Origin of the sequence: Litoribacter populi (assembly GCF_007483685.1) — a bacterium.
Classification (GTDB): Bacteria; Bacteroidota; Bacteroidia; order Cytophagales; family Cyclobacteriaceae; genus Litoribacter; species Litoribacter populi.
Genome location: NZ_VMKN01000003.1, coordinates 1 through 19853 on the forward strand (window position 1 = coordinate 1; position 19853 = coordinate 19853).

Sequence of the window (19853 nt, forward strand, 5' to 3'; positions counted from 1 at the left end):
TGCCGGCATTGGCACCATCATTTTGATCAAGTCATTCAAAAATTTTTCCCTCTGGAAGTTCAGCGGGATTGTGCCTCATGACGACTTGAAGGAAAAACAGGAACTGGTGGTCGAGGGCATTCACAAGTATTTGCGCCATCCCATATATTTAGGTCTGATTTTCATTTTTTCAGGCTACCTGCTATTTACACCAACTTGGACTTCCCTAATCCATTTAATAGCCTTGGCAATTTATCTCCCGGTGGGCATTAATTATGAGGAAAAGAAATTAATTGCCATTTTTGGGGCAAAATATACAGCATACAAGTCCAATGTGCCGGCATTACTTCCAAGATTTACAAAATGACTGAACTTATACTTTACGCCCTATTATTCCTTTTACTCATTGCTCACACCCTCATGGCATCCAAAATGTACATGACCGTCCACCAAGACGATTCCCTCACCTTGAGAGAAAAAAACGACTGGAAACTAAAAGCCCTCATCTTCCCCGCTTACTATTTCAGACAATACAAGAAACGTAAATAGTAGACTAGTAAAAAGGGGACACAGACCTGCCTGACGCAGGCAGGGTTTCGCCGAGTTTGTCCCGATATAGCTTTCGGGAGAGTTTAACAGTGGACTCTTCGCGGAGAAAATTTGAAGCGGAGAACTGGAACTGATTCCTCTTTGCCCCCCTTTATTGCTTTGCGGTTTATTTAAAAAACTCTGTGTGCTCTGCGCCTCTGTGGTTCATTTAAGGTTTCTTTAAAACCGCAAACAAATACGACAAGGTAAACTCCAAGTTCGTAAAATTCATATCATACACCCTCTCAAACCTCTCCGGCCTACCAAATTCATATCCAAACCTGACCTCCGCCTGAATGGTGTTGCGTCCCAAGAGTCTGGAAACTCCTACCCCTCCGGTAAGTCCGTACATAAAACGCTTCGGGTCATCCAGCTCCTCTCCATAGGTGGGCATCGCCGCAAAACCCAACTCGTTAAACTCGTGTGTTCGGCTGATATCCCTTGCACTTAGGAGGGTTCCAAAGTGGGGTCCTAACTTGATATGAAATCGGTTTTTATTCCCAAAGTAAAAATTTGAAAGCAATGGTATCTTTAGATAGTCCAGTTGGCTTTCGTTTACATTACCCAATGTGTCACTTTCGGCAAACCCATGGGTAACCCATTGCACTTCCAGTTGAGCGCCTGCATTTTTGGAGAAAAATTGCTCTATCACAATTCCAAAAGTGTTGCCCCTCACATCACCAGTTCGTCGATTAGGAGTTGCGGGAATGGAACGGTAACTCACATTGGAGGAGGAGATGCCATATCTTACCCCGATGCTAGTACTACTCTGGGCCTGTACTTCCATAGCCATCCCAAAAATTAGCATGGCCAATAAAACTATTCTTCCGATCATGGACCAAAGTTATGAAAATATATAATTATGAATGGATAATTATGAATTAGAGGGCCCCAAAAAGTAAAAGGCCATCAACCGATGGCCTTTTAGGCTTATTTTATTTTTCGTCCTTCTTCTTTTTGGATTTTTTGACATCCTCGATATCATCCCTATCTCTCAACTTCTTGTCATCGACATTTCTGTTGAGAAACTCATTGATCTTGTCAATGGGAAACGAACTGGATATTTCCCCAAAGGAATTGATCTTCATTTTGAACCCTTCAAGATCGGGGTTCACTTTAGGGTTTTCATCTTTTTTGGACTTCTTGGCCATGGCTAGGATTTGGGTTAAGCATTCACCTTTAGAGTATCTAACGCAAAATCAATCCTTTTGGATAACTCTTCCTTGCCAATGATTGCAAAAACTTCCATCAGATCAGGCCCGGCACCTACACCAGTCACGGCTAATCTTACTGCCTGCATCACTTTTCCAAGTTTTAGCTCATTCTCTGATGCTGACTCCTCCAAGAGGCTTTTGGCCTGCACCGGGTCAAGATCTCCTTCCAAGGCATTGATTTTACCTTTATAAGTTGATAACACGCTCACCGCATCATTGTTCCAGCGTTTTTCGGCTACCTTTTCGTCAAATTCAGCAGGAGCGATCAGCATAAACTTCCCTTCTTTCCACAGATCAGCAGGGAAAGTTGCTCTTTCCTTCATCAGGCCTGCAATTCTTTCAGCCTTTTCAGGAGAAAGTTCAATGCCTTCCTTCTTCAAATCATCCATAAGATACGCCGCCAATTCGCCATCAGATTTTGCTCTGAGGTATTGTTCGTTGTACCATTTGGCCTTGTTGATATCGAATTTGGTTCCTGACTTGCCGATTCTTTCTACTGTGAAAGCCTCAACTAGTTCCTCCTTCGTAAACATTTCCCTATGATCACCCGGATTCCAGCCTAGGAAAGCCAAGAAATTAATCATGGCCTCAGGAAGGTAACCCTGCTCTTTGAATCCAATCGCCACTTCTTCCGATTTAGGATCTTTCCAGTCCATTGGGAAGATCGGGAAGCCGTGCTTATCAGCATCTCTTTTGGAAAGTTTGCCATTTCCATCTGGCTTCAATAGCAATGGCAGGTGGGCAAACTGTGGCATGGTATCCTCCCAGCCCAAGTATCGATAAAGCAAGACGTGCAGAGGTGCTGATGGCAACCACTCCTCACCCCTGATCACATGGGTGATACCCATCAGGTGGTCATCCACAATGTTGGCAAGGTGATAAGTCGGCATGCCGTCTGATTTCATCAAAACTTTGTCATCCAAAGTACTGGAATGAACCATCACCCAACCACGGATCATGTCATTCAATCTCACTTCTTCCTTACGCGGGATTTTGATCCGGATCACATAAGGTTCACCAGAAGCCAAGCGCTCCTTTACCTCATCTTCCGGCAAGGTCAGGGAGTTTTTCATCTGTGTCCTGGTGATGGAGTTATATTGAGGGGAAACCACTCTGGCAGCGGTCAGCCTTTCGCGCATGGCGTCAAGTTCCTCAGAAGTATCAAATGCATAATAGGCATGGCCTTTTTCTACAAGGTCCATGGCATACTCCATGTACATTTCTTTTCTTTCAGACTGTCGGTAAGGCCCAACAGACCCGCCTACCCATGGACTCTCATCCGGGGTGATGCCAAGCCAGTCCAAGGCATCTTTGATATATTCTTCGGCACCAGGCACAAAGCGTGTCTGATCGGTATCCTCCACTCTAAGGAGAAATTTACCGTTGTTTTTCTTTGCAAAAAGGTAGTTGTAAAGGGCCGTTCTCACACCCCCAATATGAAGCCCGCCCGTAGGGGAAGGGGCAAAACGTACACGTACTTCTCTATTCATGGATCAGAATGTTTCCTTATATGATTACCCCGACGGATTTGCGTAGCATGCCGCCGGATTTTAAAGGGCAAAGATAGAGATTTTGAGGCGTGAAACCGATTTTTTGAGGGGGAAAAGGAGGGGAGCTAGATGTTGGATGTGGGACATCGGTCATCTCGCATCCGACACCGGGCAAAAAAAAAGGGGAACCATCTCTGGTTCCCCTTTTTCTTATTGTCCTGAAAATAAATTATTTTCTAGGTCTCATTTTCTCTTTAATCTTGGCAGCTTTACCATGACGTCCTCTCAAGTAGAACAATCTGGCTCTTCTTACCTTACCTTCTCTTAGCAATTCGATTTTTTCGATGCTTGGACCCAAGATTGGGAAAATTCTCTCCACGCCGATACCGTTAGAGATTTTTCTTACCGTGAAAGTCTCCCCGTTTGAGTTAGGATTCTTTCTTTGGATCACAGTACCTTGGAACTGCTGGATACGCTCTTTGTTACCTTCCGTAATTCTTACGTGTACATTGATGGTATCTCCTGCCTTAAAAGAAGGGAACTTAGATCGTACATCTTTGTATTCCTCTTCTACAACTTTAAGTAGTTCGCTCATATCTTTATTTATTTATATGCTTTCGCAAATTGAATTGCAAATGTATGCAATTTTTGGTTCTATTAAATTATCTGTCAAATATTTACGTTAATCGCCGTTCATCAACCCTTTGCCTTTGAGCAAGTCAGGCCTTCTCTCTTTAGTGCGGCGAACCGATTCTTCAAACCTCCAGGTTTCTATTTTGCCGTTATGTCCAGAAAGCAATATATCCGGCACTTTCATCCCATCATAATCTGCCGGCCTGGTATAAACTGGCGGGGCCAGCAAGCCATCTTGGAAGGAGTCTGTCAATGCGGAAGTCTCATCGTTGAGAACTCCAGGTATCAGTCGGATCACTGCATCAGCCACTACAGCTGCAGCAAGTTCTCCACCGGACAACACAAAGTCACCAATGCTGATTTCCTTGGTAATGTACCGCTGTCTGATCCTTTCGTCCACACCCTTATAGTGGCCGCAAAGTATGATGATATTCCCTTTAAGGGAAAGTGAGTTGGCCATCTTTTGATCGAATGGTTGCCCATCCGGTGTCATGTAGATCACCTCATCGTATTCCCGCTCGCTCTTGAGTGCATCAATGCACTTGGCGATAGGTTCCACCATCATGACCATCCCTGCACCACCACCGAAAGCATAGTCATCAACTTGATTATGCTTGCCGATGGCATATTCCCTAAGGTTATGCACCTTGACCATGGCCAGCCCTTTATCCTCCGCCCTTTTCAGGATGGAATGGGAAAAAGGCCCCTCCAACAGTCCAGGCACTACCGTAATGATATCAATGCGCATGGATCAATCCTCCAAATAAATGTCAAGTAAGCCTTCAGGCAAATGGCAGTAAACTTTCTTTTCTGCCTTGTCAACCTTGGTAATGATGCCATCCTGTATGGGAATCAGCACTTCTTTGCCTTTATAGTCGAGCCCGATCAAATCCTGGGTCTGAAGGTCATATAAAACTTTAATTTCCCCGAGCTCCCCGTGATTCTCGTCGATCACGGTAAACCCGATCAGTTCATGGTAATAATACTGGTCATCCTCCAATTGAGGAAGAGCATTGAGCGGCAGGAAAATCCCAGCGCCAACCAATGTTCCGGCGGCATTCACGTCATCATATTCCTCAAATTTGGCCAAGACCTTTCCTCCGGTCTGATAGACAAAGTGTTCGAGAAAGTATGGGACAAGGCGACCTTTCTGTTCCAGGAACACATGTTCCAGGTCTTCGTATTGCGAAGGGTCATCCACGTCCAATTTGACGGTCACCTCACCATGAAGCCCATGAACTTTTGAAATGTAGCCGATCTGGAAACAATTGTCTTTGTTCATGGAAGGGGGTACTCTTAAGCGTTGTTTTCTTCTTCGTTGGAATCAGCAGCTTCTCCACCTTCTTCCTGAGCAGGAGCTTCCTCAGCTGCAGCAGCGGCTTTGGCATCTTCCTCTCTCTTTCTGATAGCTTCAAGACGAGCTTCTTTCTTAGCTGTTTCAGCAGCAAGAGCAGCGGCACGTTTCTCTTCTTTGGCCTGAGCCAATTTGTCCACTTTGCCAGAGATAGCATCTTCTTTAGAAGCCAACCATTCTTCAAACTTCTTGTCAGCGTCTTCTTGCTTGATCGCACCTTTCAACACACCGATCTGAAGGTGTTTTTTCAACATCACACCTCTGTACGAAAGCATCGCTTTCACGGTGTCAGTTGGCTGAGCACCGTTCAACAACCACTTAAGCGCACGCTCATTGTTGATGTTGATAGATGCTGGGTCAGTGTTTGGGTTGTAAGACCCGATTTTTTCGATAAAGCGTCCATCACGTGGAGCTCTTGCATCAGCTACTACGACGTCATAGATGGCCATTCTTTTTCTACCTCTACGCGCTAATCTGATTTTTACTGCCATATTTTATTGATATTTAGTGTATTGATGGATCCCGTCCATCTTATTTTTGGACTGCAAAGATAGCTGAATTATCTTGAAAAGAACAACTTAGCTATACAATATTTGCGGAAGTACGGGAAATTGGTTTAAATTGCATGAAGATGAACGATGTCCGATGACAGATGACAGATGTCCGATGACAGGTGTCCGATGACCGATGAGAGTCAACCGCTCCCCCTTCGTACTTCTAACTTCGTACCTCTTACTTTCAAATATGGCCCCGTAGTTCAATGGATAGAATAGAAGTTTCCTAAACTTTAGATCCAGGTTCGATTCCTGGCGGGGCTACATAATCCTCAACTTATCATCATACCCAATTACCTCCTGCTTAGAAACGCCCAGGCCCTCTATACCCAACTCCACTACGTCACCTGCTTTTAAGTACTTTGGAGGGTTTAAACCCATGCCAACTCCTGATGGAGTGCCTGTAGAAATCACATCACCGGGAAATAAACTCATAAATTGGCTGATATAGCTAACCAGTTCTGGAATATCGAAAACCAGGTCAGAGGTATTACTGTCCTGCATTATTTCACCATTAAGACTTAGCCACAACCTTAGGCTATGTGGATCAGGAATATCTTCCTTGGTTACAAGATAAGGCCCGATTGGCGCAAAAGTATCATTACTTTTTCCTTTCACCCACTGACCTCCTCTATTCAACTGAAAGTCTCTTTCACTCACATCATTATGTATTGTATAGCCGGCTACATAATCCATCGCTTTTTCCTTGGACACGTAGGAGGCCTTTTTACCTATCACCACAGCCAATTCAACTTCCCAATCAGTTTTGTGTGATTCTCTGGGAATGATGATCTCATCAAAAGGCCCAGTTAATGATGAACTAGCCTTCATGAAAAGCACTGGCTCTTTTGGAACCTCCATCCCGCTTTCTTTAGCATGAAGAGAGTAGTTCAAGCCTACACATATGATTTTGGAGGGTCTTCCAATAGGTGAGCCCAATCTAATATCGTTGGGAATACTTGGGAGCGAATCTTTATGGCTGCTCAGGTATTCCTGAAGTCTTGTCAGTCCGTCTGTTTCAAAAAATAATTCATTCCAATCTTCACCAAATCCACTACAGTCCAGTCTATTGCCGGCTTGAGTCTCTATGCCCGGCTTTTCCTGCCCCGGGCTTCCAAATCTTATCAATCTCATCTTTAAGGTTTTAAATGTAAAAATCCACCATCTACAGGATAATTAGTCCCAGTAATAAAAGCAGCTTCATCTGAACAAATGTAATAGGCAAGAGAAGCAACTTCTTTTGTACTGCCCATCCGACCAATGGGCTGTGTTTGGGCAAGCTTTTCAAACATCTCCTGCTCTTTTCCAGGATAATTCTTACTCAGAAAATCATCCACAAAAGGGGTATGTACCCGTGCGGGTGAAATGCAGTTACACCTTATACCTTCCTTAATATAATCACAGGCAACAGACAAAGTCATTGACAATACCGCACCCTTAGTCATGGAATAGGCAAATCTATCAGGAATCCCGACTAAAGCCACTATAGAAGCCATGTTAAGGATAACCCCACCTCTACCTTTCATCTGAGCTATTGCCTCCTGAGTACAATTGTAGACACCTTTGACATTGATTTGAAATAATCTATCGAAATCTTCCTCAGAGGTATTTTCAATGTTTCCTACATGAGATACCCCAGCATTGTTGACCAAGATATCCACAGGAGCTTTTAACTGAGCAAACACATCTTTTACTGCTGACTGCTTACTGACATCACAGGATAAAAAAGTAACATCATAGCCCTTTTCTACCAATTCACTTTCAACTTTTTCACCTGCTTGGATATTGAAGTCCAGCATGATGACCGAAGCCCCTTCTTTAGCAAAACGCTCCGAAATAGCTAAGCCAATTCCACTAGCTCCCCCGGTAATTATTGCTGATTTTCCTTTCATACAATCTTAATTTAAACCCCTTAAAAGGTCATTTTTTATGACAAATAAGTTTCAACCCTGGAACATCCATAGGTAAAGTAGCTACATGCCATCTTCCCAGATTTGCTACATATAAAGTGGAATAATCCTTTCCGCCAAAAGCTATATTGGTGGGGTTGGCAAGAATATGGCCTTCCCAGTCATCAATTAAAAGGACAACCTCCCGTTGTTTACTAACTTTATAAATTCTATTTGGGGCATAACATGAAACATAAAGGTTTTCCTCCGCATCAAAAGCAATTCCATCAGGACAGGTTTGTGGCAAGGTGGCATATACATCTCTTTCCCCTGCACTACCATCATCCGAAATGCTAACCGTTTCTACTCCCGGCAGAAATGTCGAAACTATAAATAAGGTTTTCTCATCTTTGCTAAGAGCTAGGCCGTTGGCAAAATTGAAAGGCCCTTGATGCCAAATTTCTCCATCTCCTGAAGGTGAAAATTTGAAAATTTTACCCGTAATGGTTCGGAAAGCACCACTTTCGGACACATACAAATTACCTACTGAGTCAAATACCGGATAATTCGGAATTTGGAAATCCTCACCATCTGCTCCAACAGCAAATTTTTCGAGTTTGAAACTTTCAAGTTCCAGTTTCCACACACACTTATGCTTTAGATCACACAAGGCCAACCAACTACAGTCAGGCGAAAAAGCAATTCCTAAAATAAAACCTCCCGTAGAACAGATTTCCTCTGTCTTCTTGCCATCCGGAGAAATTTTATAAACCTGACCTGCTTCACCACCAGCCCAAACAGAACCATCCGGATGGACAGCAATACACTCAGGGTGGTCTAGCCCTTCAGCCAAAGTCCCTACATCTGCTATTGAATATTTCATGGTTATTTATCGGTTAATTCTGCCCACCTTCTTTCTGGCAGGATACTATACCAATCCGGCCTCTCCGGGTCTCTATCATAAGTATACCCACCTACTTCCTTATATAATTCAGCATATTTGAGAAGCTTTTCGCGGTCTAGTTCTACTCCAAGTCCAGGTCCTTCCGGCACTTTTATGCACCCGTCCTTATATTTCATTTTACCTCCTACTATAATATCATCTACTAGATGGTGATAGTGGGCATCGGCCGAAAAGGATAAGTTGGGTGTGGATGCCCCAAGATGAAGCATGGTGGCCAGTTGGATTCCAAGTTCTCCGGAACTGTGCACAGCTACTCCCAATTGAAACTTTTCACAAATTACCCCTGCTTTCCATGCCTGCCGTAGACCTCCCCAAAAAGTGGTGTCTAACAAAATCACATCCACCGAATTGGTTCGAATGCAGGAAGTCAGCTGCTCAAAGTTTACCACAACCGTATTGGTTGCAGTGGGAATGCGAACCTTTTCGCGGACTCTTCTCATGCCCTCTAAACCCCAAGTGGGATCCTCGAAAAAATCATTGGGCAAATCCTCAATAGCCTTACCGAATCTAATAGATTCCTCCACGCTCCACGCAGCATTCGGATCAATTCTAAAGGTATGCCCAGGAAAACTATTTGCCAACTCTCGAAAAACCTCCAGTTCGTGATCTGGATGAAAAACACCGGCCTTTAATTTATGGGACCTAAAGCCGTAAAGTTTCTCCAAGGACTTGGCATGCGCCACCATTTGCTCTACCGTTTCAACTTCTCCGAGGCCAGTATTTTTATTTGGATATCGGAAAAACAAATATGAGGCAAATGGGATATGCTCGCGAATGGCACCGCCAAGGAGATCACATGCTCTGATCCCCAGTTTCTTCCCGATAATATCAATACATGCAAACTCAATAGCCGCATGTAGCTGGGTTCTGTTGTTATAGAGTGAGGCAGTAGGATTACAAATCTTCCAGTACAGTTCTTCTAGCTGCATGGGATCATGACCAATCAAATAACTCTTTAATCCGTTAAATGCGTCTGCAGCTGACTGGCCTCCCCCACCCATTTCACCAAGTCCCACAATCCCCTCATCAGTTTCGACCTCTATGATTGTCCTGACAAATCTTCCCCAATGCGCACCATTTGCATGTCGAATGGGAGCCTCTAAAGGCATAGCGACCGTGTTAGCTTTAATATCTGTAATTTTCATTAAATGTCTTTTTTACTTCCCCCAATAGAAATTCCCAATCCTCCATCAATTCTAATGGCTTCACCTGTAATAAAGGATGCTTTATCCTCACACAAAAAAGCTATTAACTCCGCTACCTCTGTTGGCTCACCAATCCTATTAGTCAAATGCATATCCACACACTCCTGCATTACTTCATCAGGATTGGGTGAGAGAGCAATAGAATCGTGGACCATGGGGGTGTTTATAGTCCCTGGACATACCGCAACACATCTGACGTAAGGAGCATAGTCAATTGCAATACTTCGGGTAAGTCCCAGCATGGCCGTCTTGGCGGTAGTATAAGCCGCAACTTTTTGCTGGCTTACAAAAGCCTGTACGCTGGCAACATTAATAATTACGCCTTTCTTTTGGGAAACCATCAACGGCAGCGCATTTTGAGCACAGAGAAATGCCCCCTTCAAATTGACATCGAATACTAAATCCCAATCGGATTCTGAGGTTTCGGTTACAGAACCATATTTCTGAATGCCTGCGTTATTTATCAAATAATCTATGTGATCAAATTTGCTTTTTATCGATGAAAAGGCCTCTCGCACTTCTTCTCCCTTCGCAATATTACAGTTTTGGTAATGCCAATTTGCTTTAGTTTCAAAATCGAATGGCTTTTCAATATCTAGCACAATTACATTGGCGCCTTCATCATAAAATAGCGTAGCGCAGGCCGCTCCAATCCCTTTGGTTCCTCCAGAAATCACTACTGTTTTATCTTTGAATCTCATAAATACTCCCCCAATGAGGTTTTTAATTCTAAAATTTGATTCGCCCTTTTTTCTTTAATCTGAATAATACCATCAACAAAACTTACATCCTCAACACCTTCAAATGTTCTATCCAGGTTCATTTGAAAAGACACATACTTTTTATGAATACAAGCTCCAGCATCAAGGTAATCGAAAGTCTTTTCTCCAAACAATACCGGGTGAGAATGGATGAAATCTCCAAAGGGCTTATGCACCCCTGCAGTACCAAACTCAATACCTCTATACTTGATGATTCCCTCTTCAAAATGCTGCCATAGATGAATCCAGGGATAGTCCTCTCTCTTCCACATATAACCTAAAAGTAGCTGATGGGTAGGCGAATATGCTGTAATCCAACCCAAATTGTCTTCTTTGCTGCAGATGAATGAATAGACTGCATTTTCTACTGCTTTAGGGCATTCTAATGAAAATTCATTCCCGTTTTCTAATTTGCCTAAAGGCCAATTTATTGGAGTATTATCTATGGCCCCATCAAAAGACTGTTGAAAACCAACCTTTGCACTGCAATTCACTTGGGTTCCCTCATCCAAAAAAGGAAAAGTTAAAGTTGGATGTTGAACAATGGCACTTGCTCTTCCGAGTGGATTTATATTGGTTATTGTTTCAGCAACCCCGAAAACAGCCTCTGTCGGATCTAAACTCACTTTTCTTTCTACTCTTAGTCCTTCCAAGGGAGCTACGGCGCTCATTAATGACGTGAGGTTATCTTGCTCCCCTTTATCCCATTTTATATTGGCAACCTGGCCGTGATTGGGCAAACCAGCCATAATCTCTCCTTTAGAAGGCTCACCCCATCTCCCCAAGCATAAAAAATGCCCTTGGTATGGATACCCCCCCCGATTGTTGGAAGGCATTTGGTCAGGGTTAAACCGAAAGTTTAAAGGATTGATTTTATGATTAAGAAATTGAAAACCTGAAATTGCCCCTCCATTTAACTCCAATGTAACAGTGGATTTTCCATTTCTGAGGACAATCTTAGAGTCATGATCTTTCCCTGGTTCCTTAACCATAATATCCCTAATATTTTAAATTTATAAACCGTGGACGAAGGTGGTAAGGGTGTGCATGGATATCCGCCATAAAATCAAATGAGTTAACATTATAGCTTATTAATAACTCTCCAGGTTTTGATAAATGGGGGTGAGCCTTTGCATTGTAAGTATAGAAATCGATGTCCTCATATATTTCAGGAGTTTCGTAAATAGCTTTATATGGCTGGAAAGGCCCGGTAGGTGATTGACCAACTTGTATAGCTACCGTGGGAGAATTAGTATCTAGTTGGTAAACGGATATGACCCTTCCGTCTTCCATAAAACTGACACTCATTTCATTGGATATTCGACTGGTTAAGGCCGCAGCTTTATGAATATTTGAGTCCCATTCTGCCCCATTCCAATAATTCCATTCAGAAAATTCTTCAAATTCTAAATCTTTGACCCTTGCTACCAATAACTCCTTATTAGGCCCTCGTACACCATAAACATAAATATACCCATCAGGATTAGGTGCGCCAGCTCCTTCTGTATTGGCCAGGACGCTGATACCAAATGCGACTTTACCTTTCCCCTCACTATCCTTGTGGAAAAGTGGAGTTTCCAATTGCCGCTGTTCTTCAAAAGGTGGTCGGCTGCCCTTAGGTAAGGCTATCAAAGAAACCCCGACGTCATCAAATGGATAAACCCCTCCTGGCACATTTATAATCTCGTAGGCAAAAATATAGATGGTGCTATCTACTGCATGATTGAAAAAACCATCACCTAGCCAGAAATACTCTCCCTTTTCAGTTTTGGTTGATGGTTCAAACATTGAACTTGCCTCTCCATTATCACCATTCTTCCAATGGAATTTAATGTTTGAAGGATCTGGAACCGCTCCTTTCATATATCCAACAGAATTATGGACCATTTCCCAATCACTTTTGAGCGAATCATCTTTTATCTCACCAATTATGGTGTCACTGAACCAAAATAAAGTTTCTGTTTCATCAGCCTTTCCAGGTTTTTCTACACCATTTAAGGCTACAGAATAAACCCCATCAGCGCCTATCCACCCATTATCGTTTCTAAGCATTTCCTCCCATTCAGACACCGAAGTAGCTTTTATAGAGGATTCAGTCCTATTGCCCTGATTATTGCCGTTATTGTCTTCAGCATTAGTATTGCAGCTTGAAAGCACACCTAATAATAGAATGCCTGTCAAAATTGGGGGGATGTTAATTTTGTGTTTCATATCAGTTATTTTTTAGGCAGTAAATGCTATCAGTCCGTCCATTCATCTGTGCGGAAAGGGTAAGCAGGTAATCCTTCTTTATTTTGAAGATTGGTAATTGGATAATTGGTGAAGGCATATCGAACAGCTACCGGGGCATTAACCTCATTGGAATTAAGCACTATGCTATTATTATCAATTTTAGCGTCGGCAGGGTAGAAAACCTGATCGTCTCCAGCTACATAAAAATGCTTTGGTGCTTGTCCATCATTCGTAACTAATCCACTACCTAAACTTTCCTCTTCAAACTCAACTATTACAGTACTTTCATTTATTTCAAAAGAAGAAAAAAGAGGTCCTAACCAAGCCGTTTCATTTTTACCATAAGTTTTATTTAATGCCAAATTTGAAAGTCGGAGTCCTACATCTTTTTTGTTTCGAGGATGAATGTTGTCAACCTCACCTATATCCATGGTGCTGATCATACCTGTATTGGCCACCTGACTTAACACGGCCTCTTGGGCTTCTCTAAATCGGGCGTAATATGTTGCAGTGGAATCATTCTCCTCCCAATTATAGGCCGGCATTTGGACGTAATAAAAAGGATGGCCTTCACCTGGAAAATCCTTCCTCCATCCTTCGATCATTGCTGAACTTAATAAAGGATAGTGTTGTGCTTCAAGTTTATTGGATTCACCCTGGTACCACAAAAAGCCCCTAACTGAAAGATTTCTTATGGGATAGATCATACCATTATAGAGCAAGGTTGGGCGAGCCAAAATCTCGAATATTTCCTCAAAGGTTTCTACATTCTCCAAGCTTTCTTGAGGCTTATTACTTTTATCGTAAGGATCCAAATACTTGGATTTGATATCCTCATTTGTATTTAATGCCTCCCTGCTCGTCCATGCCTGAGCTGCCGAACCACCAAAAGATGACACCACTAGCCCTATAGGAATATTGAGCCTTTGATGTAACTCTCTCCCGAAGTAATAGGCAACTCCACTAAGGTCTCCAGCCGTTTGTAGTGTGACCAACTGCCAGGTTCCCTTAGCCTCTTCGATGGGCTCCTTGGTAAACTTTTTCTCAATCTTGATAAACCTGATTTCAGCAAAATCAGCCGCAGCAATTTCTCTCTCAAAATCTAACACCCCTTCCAACCAGGGTGGATTGGCTTCCATTTCCATATCCATGTTGGACTGACCGCTACATAACCAGACTTCTCCTATCAATAGATCGTGTAGCTTAATTTTTTCCACCCCTTGGGTAAGGGAAATATTATGTTTTGTAAAATCCCCTTCTGTGGCTTTAGGAACCATTATTTCCGCCAACCACTTTCCATCCGGATCAACCTTACTTTCGACTGGTTCTGAAGCCCAATCAGCTTGGATTCTTACCGTCTCACCTTGATTTCCAGTGCCCCACAAAACTAAAGTCTGCCCCTGCTGGATTACCATATGGCTTTGGAGCACTGGATTGATAGAAAACTCCCCCTCCCTGTGATAACTATCTTTCTTATTCAGGGCTTCACAATCATGAAAATTCATGAGTGTCAGCAAAAACATAAGGAAGGGGAAAATTTTCATTCAAAATAGGTTTAAGGTGGTCAGTTTCTCTTTCCCAATTTAGTCTTCTAATATTACTCGGATAAACCGTGGTCTGTACAGATTAGGATGATCCATTATTTCATTGAAAAAATCAAAAGAGTTGATGTTATAGCTTATTAATAACTCCCCTGGTTTGGAAAGATTTGAATGAACTTTCGCATTGTAACTGATAAACTCTCGCCCAACATTTACATCCTCAGACGCATCCCAAACCGGAATCATTGGACCAAAAGGACCTTCCGGCGATAATCCTAAACGCACCCCTACTTCTTTTCCAATTCCATCTTTTTGGAACACCATCGCATATCTGCCATCCTTTAATGGAGTTACGCTCATCTCATTTGAAGCTCTATCAGCTATGGCTTTCGCTTGACTCATTTCTGATTGCCAGGTCTCTCCATCATAAAAAGTCCAGCTAGAGAAATTTTCAATATCACTTGGCTTAACTCTAGCCACTACTACTTCCTTATTTTTGCCTCTAATTCCGTAAACATATAAATAGCCATCTGGCCTAGGTGCACCAGCGGCTTCAGTATTTACCATTAACCCCGCACCAAAGGATCCATGGCTATCCGCGGCATCACCTTCCATATAGAATGGAGTGTCAATTTGTCTTTGATCACTGAAAGGCGGTTCACTTCCTGCTGGAATTACAATTAATATGTTGCCTACTTCCTGAAATCCAAAAGTCTCTGCACCCGTGTTGGTGATTCTATATCCAAAAACATAAGTATCATTGTTTTTCTCTGTGTTCACAAATCCATCACCTAACCAAAAATAATCACCTTCATTGGTGTTAGGGGTTTTAGGAATAAAAATGCTTTTGGGATCTCCATTAGGTTCTTCGTCCCAATGGAAGGATAAATTCTCCTCCTTAGGTTCTACTCCTTTCAGCATCGCTATGGAGTTGTTGATCATTACATAAGAGCTATCTAATTCCCCGTCTTCAATTTCTCCTATCAAGGTATCGCTAAACAATATCATTGTGGTATTATCTGCAGCTGCTCCTGCAGAGTCTACCCCATTCATGGGAATAGCAAAAATGCCATCTCCACCAAACCACCCACTATTTCGATTAAATAGTTCTGACCATTCCGGCGCTTCAACTGTTCTAAAATTCAATTCTGTGATTGAGGTATTTTCTGCCACGGATCGTTCCTCAGATGGTCCGTCCTGTTGGGCACAACCCAGCAAAGCACCTGACATCAATACAGTTGCGGTAAACACAGTTCCTTTAATTGACTTCATAACTATCATTATTAATGTGTGTAATTATAATTTAATGTCTAACGGGAGGTTCGAAACTCCCCAGTTTTTATTTGGCTCTGGCCCTAACCAGATCTCCAGTTCCCCTCCATTGGCAAAATCCTCATGGGTAAACCAGAAATTCTGGAGTTCCTCACCATTCAGACGAGCCTTTTGTATGTAAATATTCTCTGATGAATTATCGAATGTTTTTATCACAAACCTTTCTCCTAGATAATACTTCTGATCAAGTTCAATACTTATCTCATCGAAAACTGGACTGGTAATTTCATAAAAGGGATTGCTGTTGACGTTACCTAGTATATTGAATAATCCAATTGACATCAAAGCGCTAACACCTCCCATTTGACCCTGATCTTCATCATGCCCCCCGTATCCCAAATCGGGAGTTACACCTCCGTAAGCTTGTTCATTAACTTTTCGCACCCAATACTGAGTCAACCATGGTTTTCCAGCGTGACTAAAAACATGCGCATTTGAGCATCCTGGCTGGTTGGCATAGCTTACATATCCATCATTATAGGCAAAAACAAAGTCTGAAGGTTGGGCTTGTTCGAATGCAAAGTTGAGTTTACTGGTTACCGTATCGGCACTTCCAGCAAGGCTTATCAAACCACTTATATCATGGGATACTCCCCATGTGGCTTGCCAGGCATTGGCCTCCACCCAGCCTTCTCCACTTAAGGGGTTGCTATGCAAAAAATTACCATTTTTATCTTTTGGAAACAGGAGGTTTTGCTCTGGGCGAAAAAGCTTTTTCCAGCCTTCAGATCTATTTTTAAAATATTGATGATCCTCCTCATACCCTAACTTTTCTGCCATCTGCGAAACTGCAAAATCCTGAAAGGCGGCTTCTATCGTTACGCCAGCATTTCCTGGCCAATAGCCATTTGCTGTATAAAACTCTATATCATCCTTATCACCCAACATTCCACCCGGAAGGTGATTTTGTTTTACAATTTGGTAGGCCTCTTTTTCATCCACCTTAGTCAGTAAGCCCTTCATAAAAGTACTTGCAATGAGATTAGTGACCGGATTACTAGTCATGATGTAAGAGTAGCCGCCTCCAGCTGGGCCTCGCGGTAGTAAGTATCCGTTTTTAGCATATTGGATCATTGAGGCAGACATCTCATCTTGCATTTCCGGCCATGCTAGTCCCCAGAGGACATTCAAATTCCATTGGCTAAGCCACCATGCATCAGAATTGTACATGTTGTATGCGAGACCACCATCCTCATTTTTTGGAAGGGTTTTTACTTTGAAAACGGCATCTGTAAAATTGCCATCTCTTTCCCCCTCCGTTCTGTCAGGATAATCACCATTTAGGTCATTGATTTTATGCCTGCCCAATAGCACATGCCACAAGTCAGTGTAAAATTTAACCTGCTGATCCATACTGCCACCAGTGACTGCAATCTTCCCTAACCAGTCATTCCAAATTGCTCTAGAATCTTCCCGTACCGCTTCAAAATCCCAAGAATTACATTCGGAAATTAAATTGTTCCTGGCATTCTCTACACTGGTGTAGGAAATACCAATCTTCATTTGAATTTCATCCCCGCCTTCCACACCATATAAGGCGGAAATTCCCGCATTATTCCCTTCTGAACTTGTGATGTTTTCTGATATGGAGTCTCCTTCCCAGCCATTAAGCGAGTCAAAGGGCTTGTCAAATTGAATTACAAAAAACACTTTGACATCTTTTGGGCCTCCCCAATACCTATCAATAGTACTAAAAGACCCCTCTAATTCATTCTCATTTACTTTATTCACCGTGGCATTAGTCATGGTACTGTTTCCCAAATACCCTCCCAAATTGGCGATGATCTGGGCCTCCATGTCTTCCGTGTAAGTGAATTTATAAAAGCTAACCCGATCGGTGGAAGTCAACTCTACCCAGGTTTTGTAGTCTCTAAGAAATACGCGTTGATATCCTGGCTGAACAATCTCATCATCATGGCTAAAGGTTGATTTCCACCCATTTTCTCCCAATGTAGGGTTCACATTCTTGGAGGTTGGCATAATTTCCAAACCAGCCATCATCCAGTTATGAATCTGGCCGAAACCTAAGATTTCGGTTTCATTATAATTATAACCGCCTCCATTTTGATTTTTATTCCGTGTATGTGGAGCAGCTCCTACCATTCCAAAAGGTCTTCCTCCTGGCACAAAAAAGAAATACCGCCCTCTGTTAGTTTCAATGTAGGGATCCACCAAACTCACATAGTCTACATTTGGCGAAGGGGCAGCATAAACCTCAATTTCCGAAAAACCTAAATCCTTACCTTTTCCGTCAGTTGTGACAAATTTTATCCACGTTACCTCCTTCGAATCAAAATGAACGGCCTTCGCAGTTCCATCATTTGGAATCTGGTTTACCCATACCTCAGACCCATCACTAAATTGTAGCCTACCTCCAGCAATATGGTCTTTAGCGATAGGCCGATCATACAATACAACTCTATTTATTGTTTGGGGCTCATCCCAAGTCAGCTTGATCCAAGGAAATCTCACATACCCCCAATCGGTGGTATCTCCCTCACTGGCCCATTCACCATTATTATGAATACCAATAACCCCATCCACCACATTTTCACCCCTAAAATCATTATTCAAGTCAGTTGAAGTTTCAACCTTAGCTTTGGGAGCAATATTATCCGGCCCAGCAACCACATTGAATAGTATAACAAGCATTAAGAGCCCTAAAAGAACAACTCGTTTCAATAGTTTTGTGAAATAGGTAGGTTGTGGTATTTTCATAAATTTAGTGTTTCCAGCTTAGCTCAATTTCTTCCAAAGTGCGCTGCTTTGTTTCCGGTATCATTTTATAGGTGAAAATCAACAGGATAATTGCGTTAACCATAAACACCCAAAAGGTAAATGCTCCACCAATATTTTCTAATAGGACGGGAGTCATTTGGGTAATCAAAACCACTCCGATCCACAATATTACGGTACAGAATGACATTGCTACCCCTCTGGTTTTAGTAGGAAATATCTCCGAAATTATCACCCAGGGTACTGGTCCCAATGAAGTGGCAAAACATGCTATAAAGCCCAAAATAAATATCAGTAACCAGGGTCCATCGGTAAATTGAAAGTGAAAACAGATTCCTACAGCAAATAAACAGAGTATCATTCCGCTCACCCCCCAAAGAAGCAGAGATTTTCGCCCTGCTTTATCAATAAGCCAAAGAGCAACAAAGGTGAAAAGAGTGTTCACTACTCCGATAAAAATCGTCTGCGAAAATGCTGAGTCGGTTGCAAAACCTACACTCTTAAAAATCTCCGGAGCATAATAGATGATGGCATTTATTCCAGTAATCTGTGAAAACAAAGCCAATACAACCCCTACTACTAAGGCTATGCGAAAGCCTGGCTTAAATAATTCTCTAACCGTACCCGATTCCATTGATAAGGCTTCCTTTATTTCATCCAGAACCTGTCTTGCCTTCTCAGGACCATTCACCTTTTCAAGAATAGTAAAAGCTTCTTTCTCCCTTTTATTTTTCACCAACCACCGTGGACTTTCAGGAACCAAAAACAATAATGCCATGAAAATTACTGCCGGGATAGTCTCTGAACCTAGCATATATCTCCAGCCATATTCTACATTCCAACTTTCAGGGTTTTGCACCGCTATCCGCATATTAATGAAATAAACAAGGTTTATTCCTACTACTATAGCCAATTGATATAAACTCACCAATGTACCGCGAATCCGAGATGGAGCAATTTCCGAAATGTAAAGCGGAGACAGCATAGATGCTGCACCCACTCCCAAACCACCGATAAATCTGGCAATAAAAAACTGAGTAAGAGAATTGGGAATAGCTGACCCAATCGCTGAGGCTGCAAATAAAAAGGCTGTAATGATTAGCATTTTCTTTCTACCGATTCTATCGCTCAGATACCCAGCAAACATGGCCCCTACGATACATCCCCAAATCGCACTACTGGCAGCCCAGCCAACCATGGCAGGAGATAGATTAAACTTAACTTGAAGGTACCCGATAGCACCTGCAATTACAGCTGTATCATATCCAAATAACAGCCCTCCCAATGCTGCTACTATTGACACCTTTAATACAAAAAGAGTAGCTGACTTAGGTGGCTTTTCTACCATGGAGATTGAGGATGAATTCATAGTATGGAAATA

20 protein-coding genes and 1 tRNA gene are annotated in these 19853 nt (G+C 42.4%); 3 read left to right on the forward strand and 18 right to left on the reverse strand.

Features of this window, described 5'->3' with window-relative positions; genetic code table 11:
- Nucleotides 1–346: methyltransferase family protein (locus FPL27_RS18755; protein ID WP_143962776.1), on the forward strand; the 346-nt coding region annotated here is incomplete at its 5' end.
- On the forward strand, nucleotides 343–528 hold the full coding sequence (locus FPL27_RS18760) for a hypothetical protein (RefSeq protein ID WP_143962777.1): 186 nt from the start codon (nucleotides 343–345) through the stop codon (nucleotides 526–528). The genes FPL27_RS18755 and FPL27_RS18760, both read left to right, overlap by 4 nt.
- Nucleotides 529–736: 208 nt before the next feature.
- On the opposite strand, the gene FPL27_RS18765 is transcribed toward FPL27_RS18760, so the two are convergent.
- The 7 genes from FPL27_RS18765 to FPL27_RS18795 form a co-directional block, all read right to left on the reverse strand.
- On the reverse strand, nucleotides 737–1402 hold the full coding sequence (locus FPL27_RS18765; protein ID WP_143962778.1) for a porin family protein: 666 nt from the start codon (nucleotides 1400–1402) through the stop codon (nucleotides 737–739).
- 100 nt (nucleotides 1403–1502) lie between these two features.
- A complete protein-coding gene (locus tag FPL27_RS18770) occupies nucleotides 1503–1718 on the reverse strand; it encodes a hypothetical protein (protein WP_143962779.1) in 216 nt (71 codons plus the stop codon).
- A gap of 14 nt (nucleotides 1719–1732) precedes the next feature.
- Complete coding sequence (gltX, locus tag FPL27_RS18775) at nucleotides 1733–3271, reverse strand: glutamate--tRNA ligase (RefSeq protein ID WP_143962780.1); 1539 nt, start codon at nucleotides 3269–3271, stop codon at nucleotides 1733–1735.
- A 229-nt stretch (nucleotides 3272–3500) separates the two neighbouring features.
- Complete coding sequence (gene rplS, locus FPL27_RS18780) at nucleotides 3501–3866, reverse strand: 50S ribosomal protein L19 (RefSeq protein WP_143962781.1); 366 nt, start codon at nucleotides 3864–3866, stop codon at nucleotides 3501–3503.
- An 87-nt stretch (nucleotides 3867–3953) separates the two neighbouring features.
- The gene (trmD, locus tag FPL27_RS18785; protein WP_143962782.1) at nucleotides 3954–4652 is read right to left on the reverse strand and encodes a tRNA (guanosine(37)-N1)-methyltransferase TrmD; all 699 of its coding nucleotides are present in this window, start codon (nucleotides 4650–4652) and stop codon (nucleotides 3954–3956) included.
- Between the two features lie 3 nt (nucleotides 4653–4655).
- Nucleotides 4656–5186, reverse strand: a complete 531-nt coding sequence (gene rimM, locus FPL27_RS18790; protein ID WP_143962783.1) for a ribosome maturation factor RimM — start codon at nucleotides 5184–5186, stop codon at nucleotides 4656–4658.
- 14 nt (nucleotides 5187–5200) lie between these two features.
- On the reverse strand, nucleotides 5201–5749 hold the full coding sequence (locus FPL27_RS18795) for a 30S ribosomal protein S16 (RefSeq protein ID WP_143962784.1): 549 nt from the start codon (nucleotides 5747–5749) through the stop codon (nucleotides 5201–5203).
- Nucleotides 5750–6004: 255 nt separating this feature from the next.
- On the opposite strand from FPL27_RS18795, the gene FPL27_RS18800 reads away from it, so the two are divergent.
- Nucleotides 6005–6076 (forward strand) — tRNA-Arg (locus tag FPL27_RS18800).
- On the opposite strand, the gene FPL27_RS18805 is transcribed toward FPL27_RS18800, so the two are convergent.
- The 11 genes from FPL27_RS18805 to FPL27_RS18855 are packed head-to-tail and all read right to left on the reverse strand — an operon-like array spanning nucleotide 6074 to nucleotide 19841.
- Nucleotides 6074–6946 (reverse strand): fumarylacetoacetate hydrolase family protein, encoded by an 873-nt coding sequence (locus FPL27_RS18805; protein WP_143962785.1) that lies wholly within the window; start codon nucleotides 6944–6946, stop codon nucleotides 6074–6076. The genes FPL27_RS18800 and FPL27_RS18805 overlap by 3 nt on opposite strands.
- A gap of 2 nt (nucleotides 6947–6948) precedes the next feature.
- The gene (locus FPL27_RS18810; protein WP_143962786.1) at nucleotides 6949–7704 is read right to left on the reverse strand and encodes an SDR family NAD(P)-dependent oxidoreductase; all 756 of its coding nucleotides are present in this window, start codon (nucleotides 7702–7704) and stop codon (nucleotides 6949–6951) included.
- A 28-nt stretch (nucleotides 7705–7732) separates the two neighbouring features.
- The gene (locus tag FPL27_RS18815) at nucleotides 7733–8584 is read right to left on the reverse strand and encodes an SMP-30/gluconolactonase/LRE family protein (RefSeq protein ID WP_143962787.1); all 852 of its coding nucleotides are present in this window, start codon (nucleotides 8582–8584) and stop codon (nucleotides 7733–7735) included.
- A gap of 2 nt (nucleotides 8585–8586) precedes the next feature.
- A complete protein-coding gene (locus FPL27_RS18820) occupies nucleotides 8587–9810 on the reverse strand; it encodes an enolase C-terminal domain-like protein (RefSeq protein WP_143962788.1) in 1224 nt (407 codons plus the stop codon).
- The gene (locus FPL27_RS18825) at nucleotides 9810–10571 is read right to left on the reverse strand and encodes an SDR family oxidoreductase (protein ID WP_143962789.1); all 762 of its coding nucleotides are present in this window, start codon (nucleotides 10569–10571) and stop codon (nucleotides 9810–9812) included. Before FPL27_RS18825 ends, FPL27_RS18820 begins: the two co-directional genes overlap by 1 nt.
- Nucleotides 10568–11623: an aldose epimerase family protein gene (locus FPL27_RS18830; protein WP_143962790.1), complete on the reverse strand. Its 1056-nt coding sequence runs from the start codon at nucleotides 11621–11623 to the stop codon at nucleotides 10568–10570. Before FPL27_RS18830 ends, FPL27_RS18825 begins: the two co-directional genes overlap by 4 nt.
- A 7-nt stretch (nucleotides 11624–11630) precedes the next feature.
- Complete coding sequence (locus FPL27_RS18835; protein ID WP_143962791.1) at nucleotides 11631–12842, reverse strand: DUF4185 domain-containing protein; 1212 nt, start codon at nucleotides 12840–12842, stop codon at nucleotides 11631–11633.
- Between the two features lie 29 nt (nucleotides 12843–12871).
- Nucleotides 12872–14407, reverse strand: coding sequence for a sialate O-acetylesterase (locus tag FPL27_RS18840; RefSeq protein ID WP_143962792.1), 1536 nt, complete (start codon nucleotides 14405–14407; stop codon nucleotides 12872–12874).
- Between the two features lie 39 nt (nucleotides 14408–14446).
- The gene (locus FPL27_RS18845) at nucleotides 14447–15676 is read right to left on the reverse strand and encodes a DUF4185 domain-containing protein (protein ID WP_143962793.1); all 1230 of its coding nucleotides are present in this window, start codon (nucleotides 15674–15676) and stop codon (nucleotides 14447–14449) included.
- Between the two features lie 24 nt (nucleotides 15677–15700).
- Nucleotides 15701–18454 (reverse strand): GH92 family glycosyl hydrolase, encoded by a 2754-nt coding sequence (locus tag FPL27_RS18850; RefSeq protein ID WP_143962794.1) that lies wholly within the window; start codon nucleotides 18452–18454, stop codon nucleotides 15701–15703.
- A 4-nt stretch (nucleotides 18455–18458) separates the two neighbouring features.
- Complete coding sequence (locus tag FPL27_RS18855) at nucleotides 18459–19841, reverse strand: sugar porter family MFS transporter (RefSeq protein WP_235893500.1); 1383 nt, start codon at nucleotides 19839–19841, stop codon at nucleotides 18459–18461.
- Nucleotides 19842–19853 lie beyond the last annotated feature (12 nt).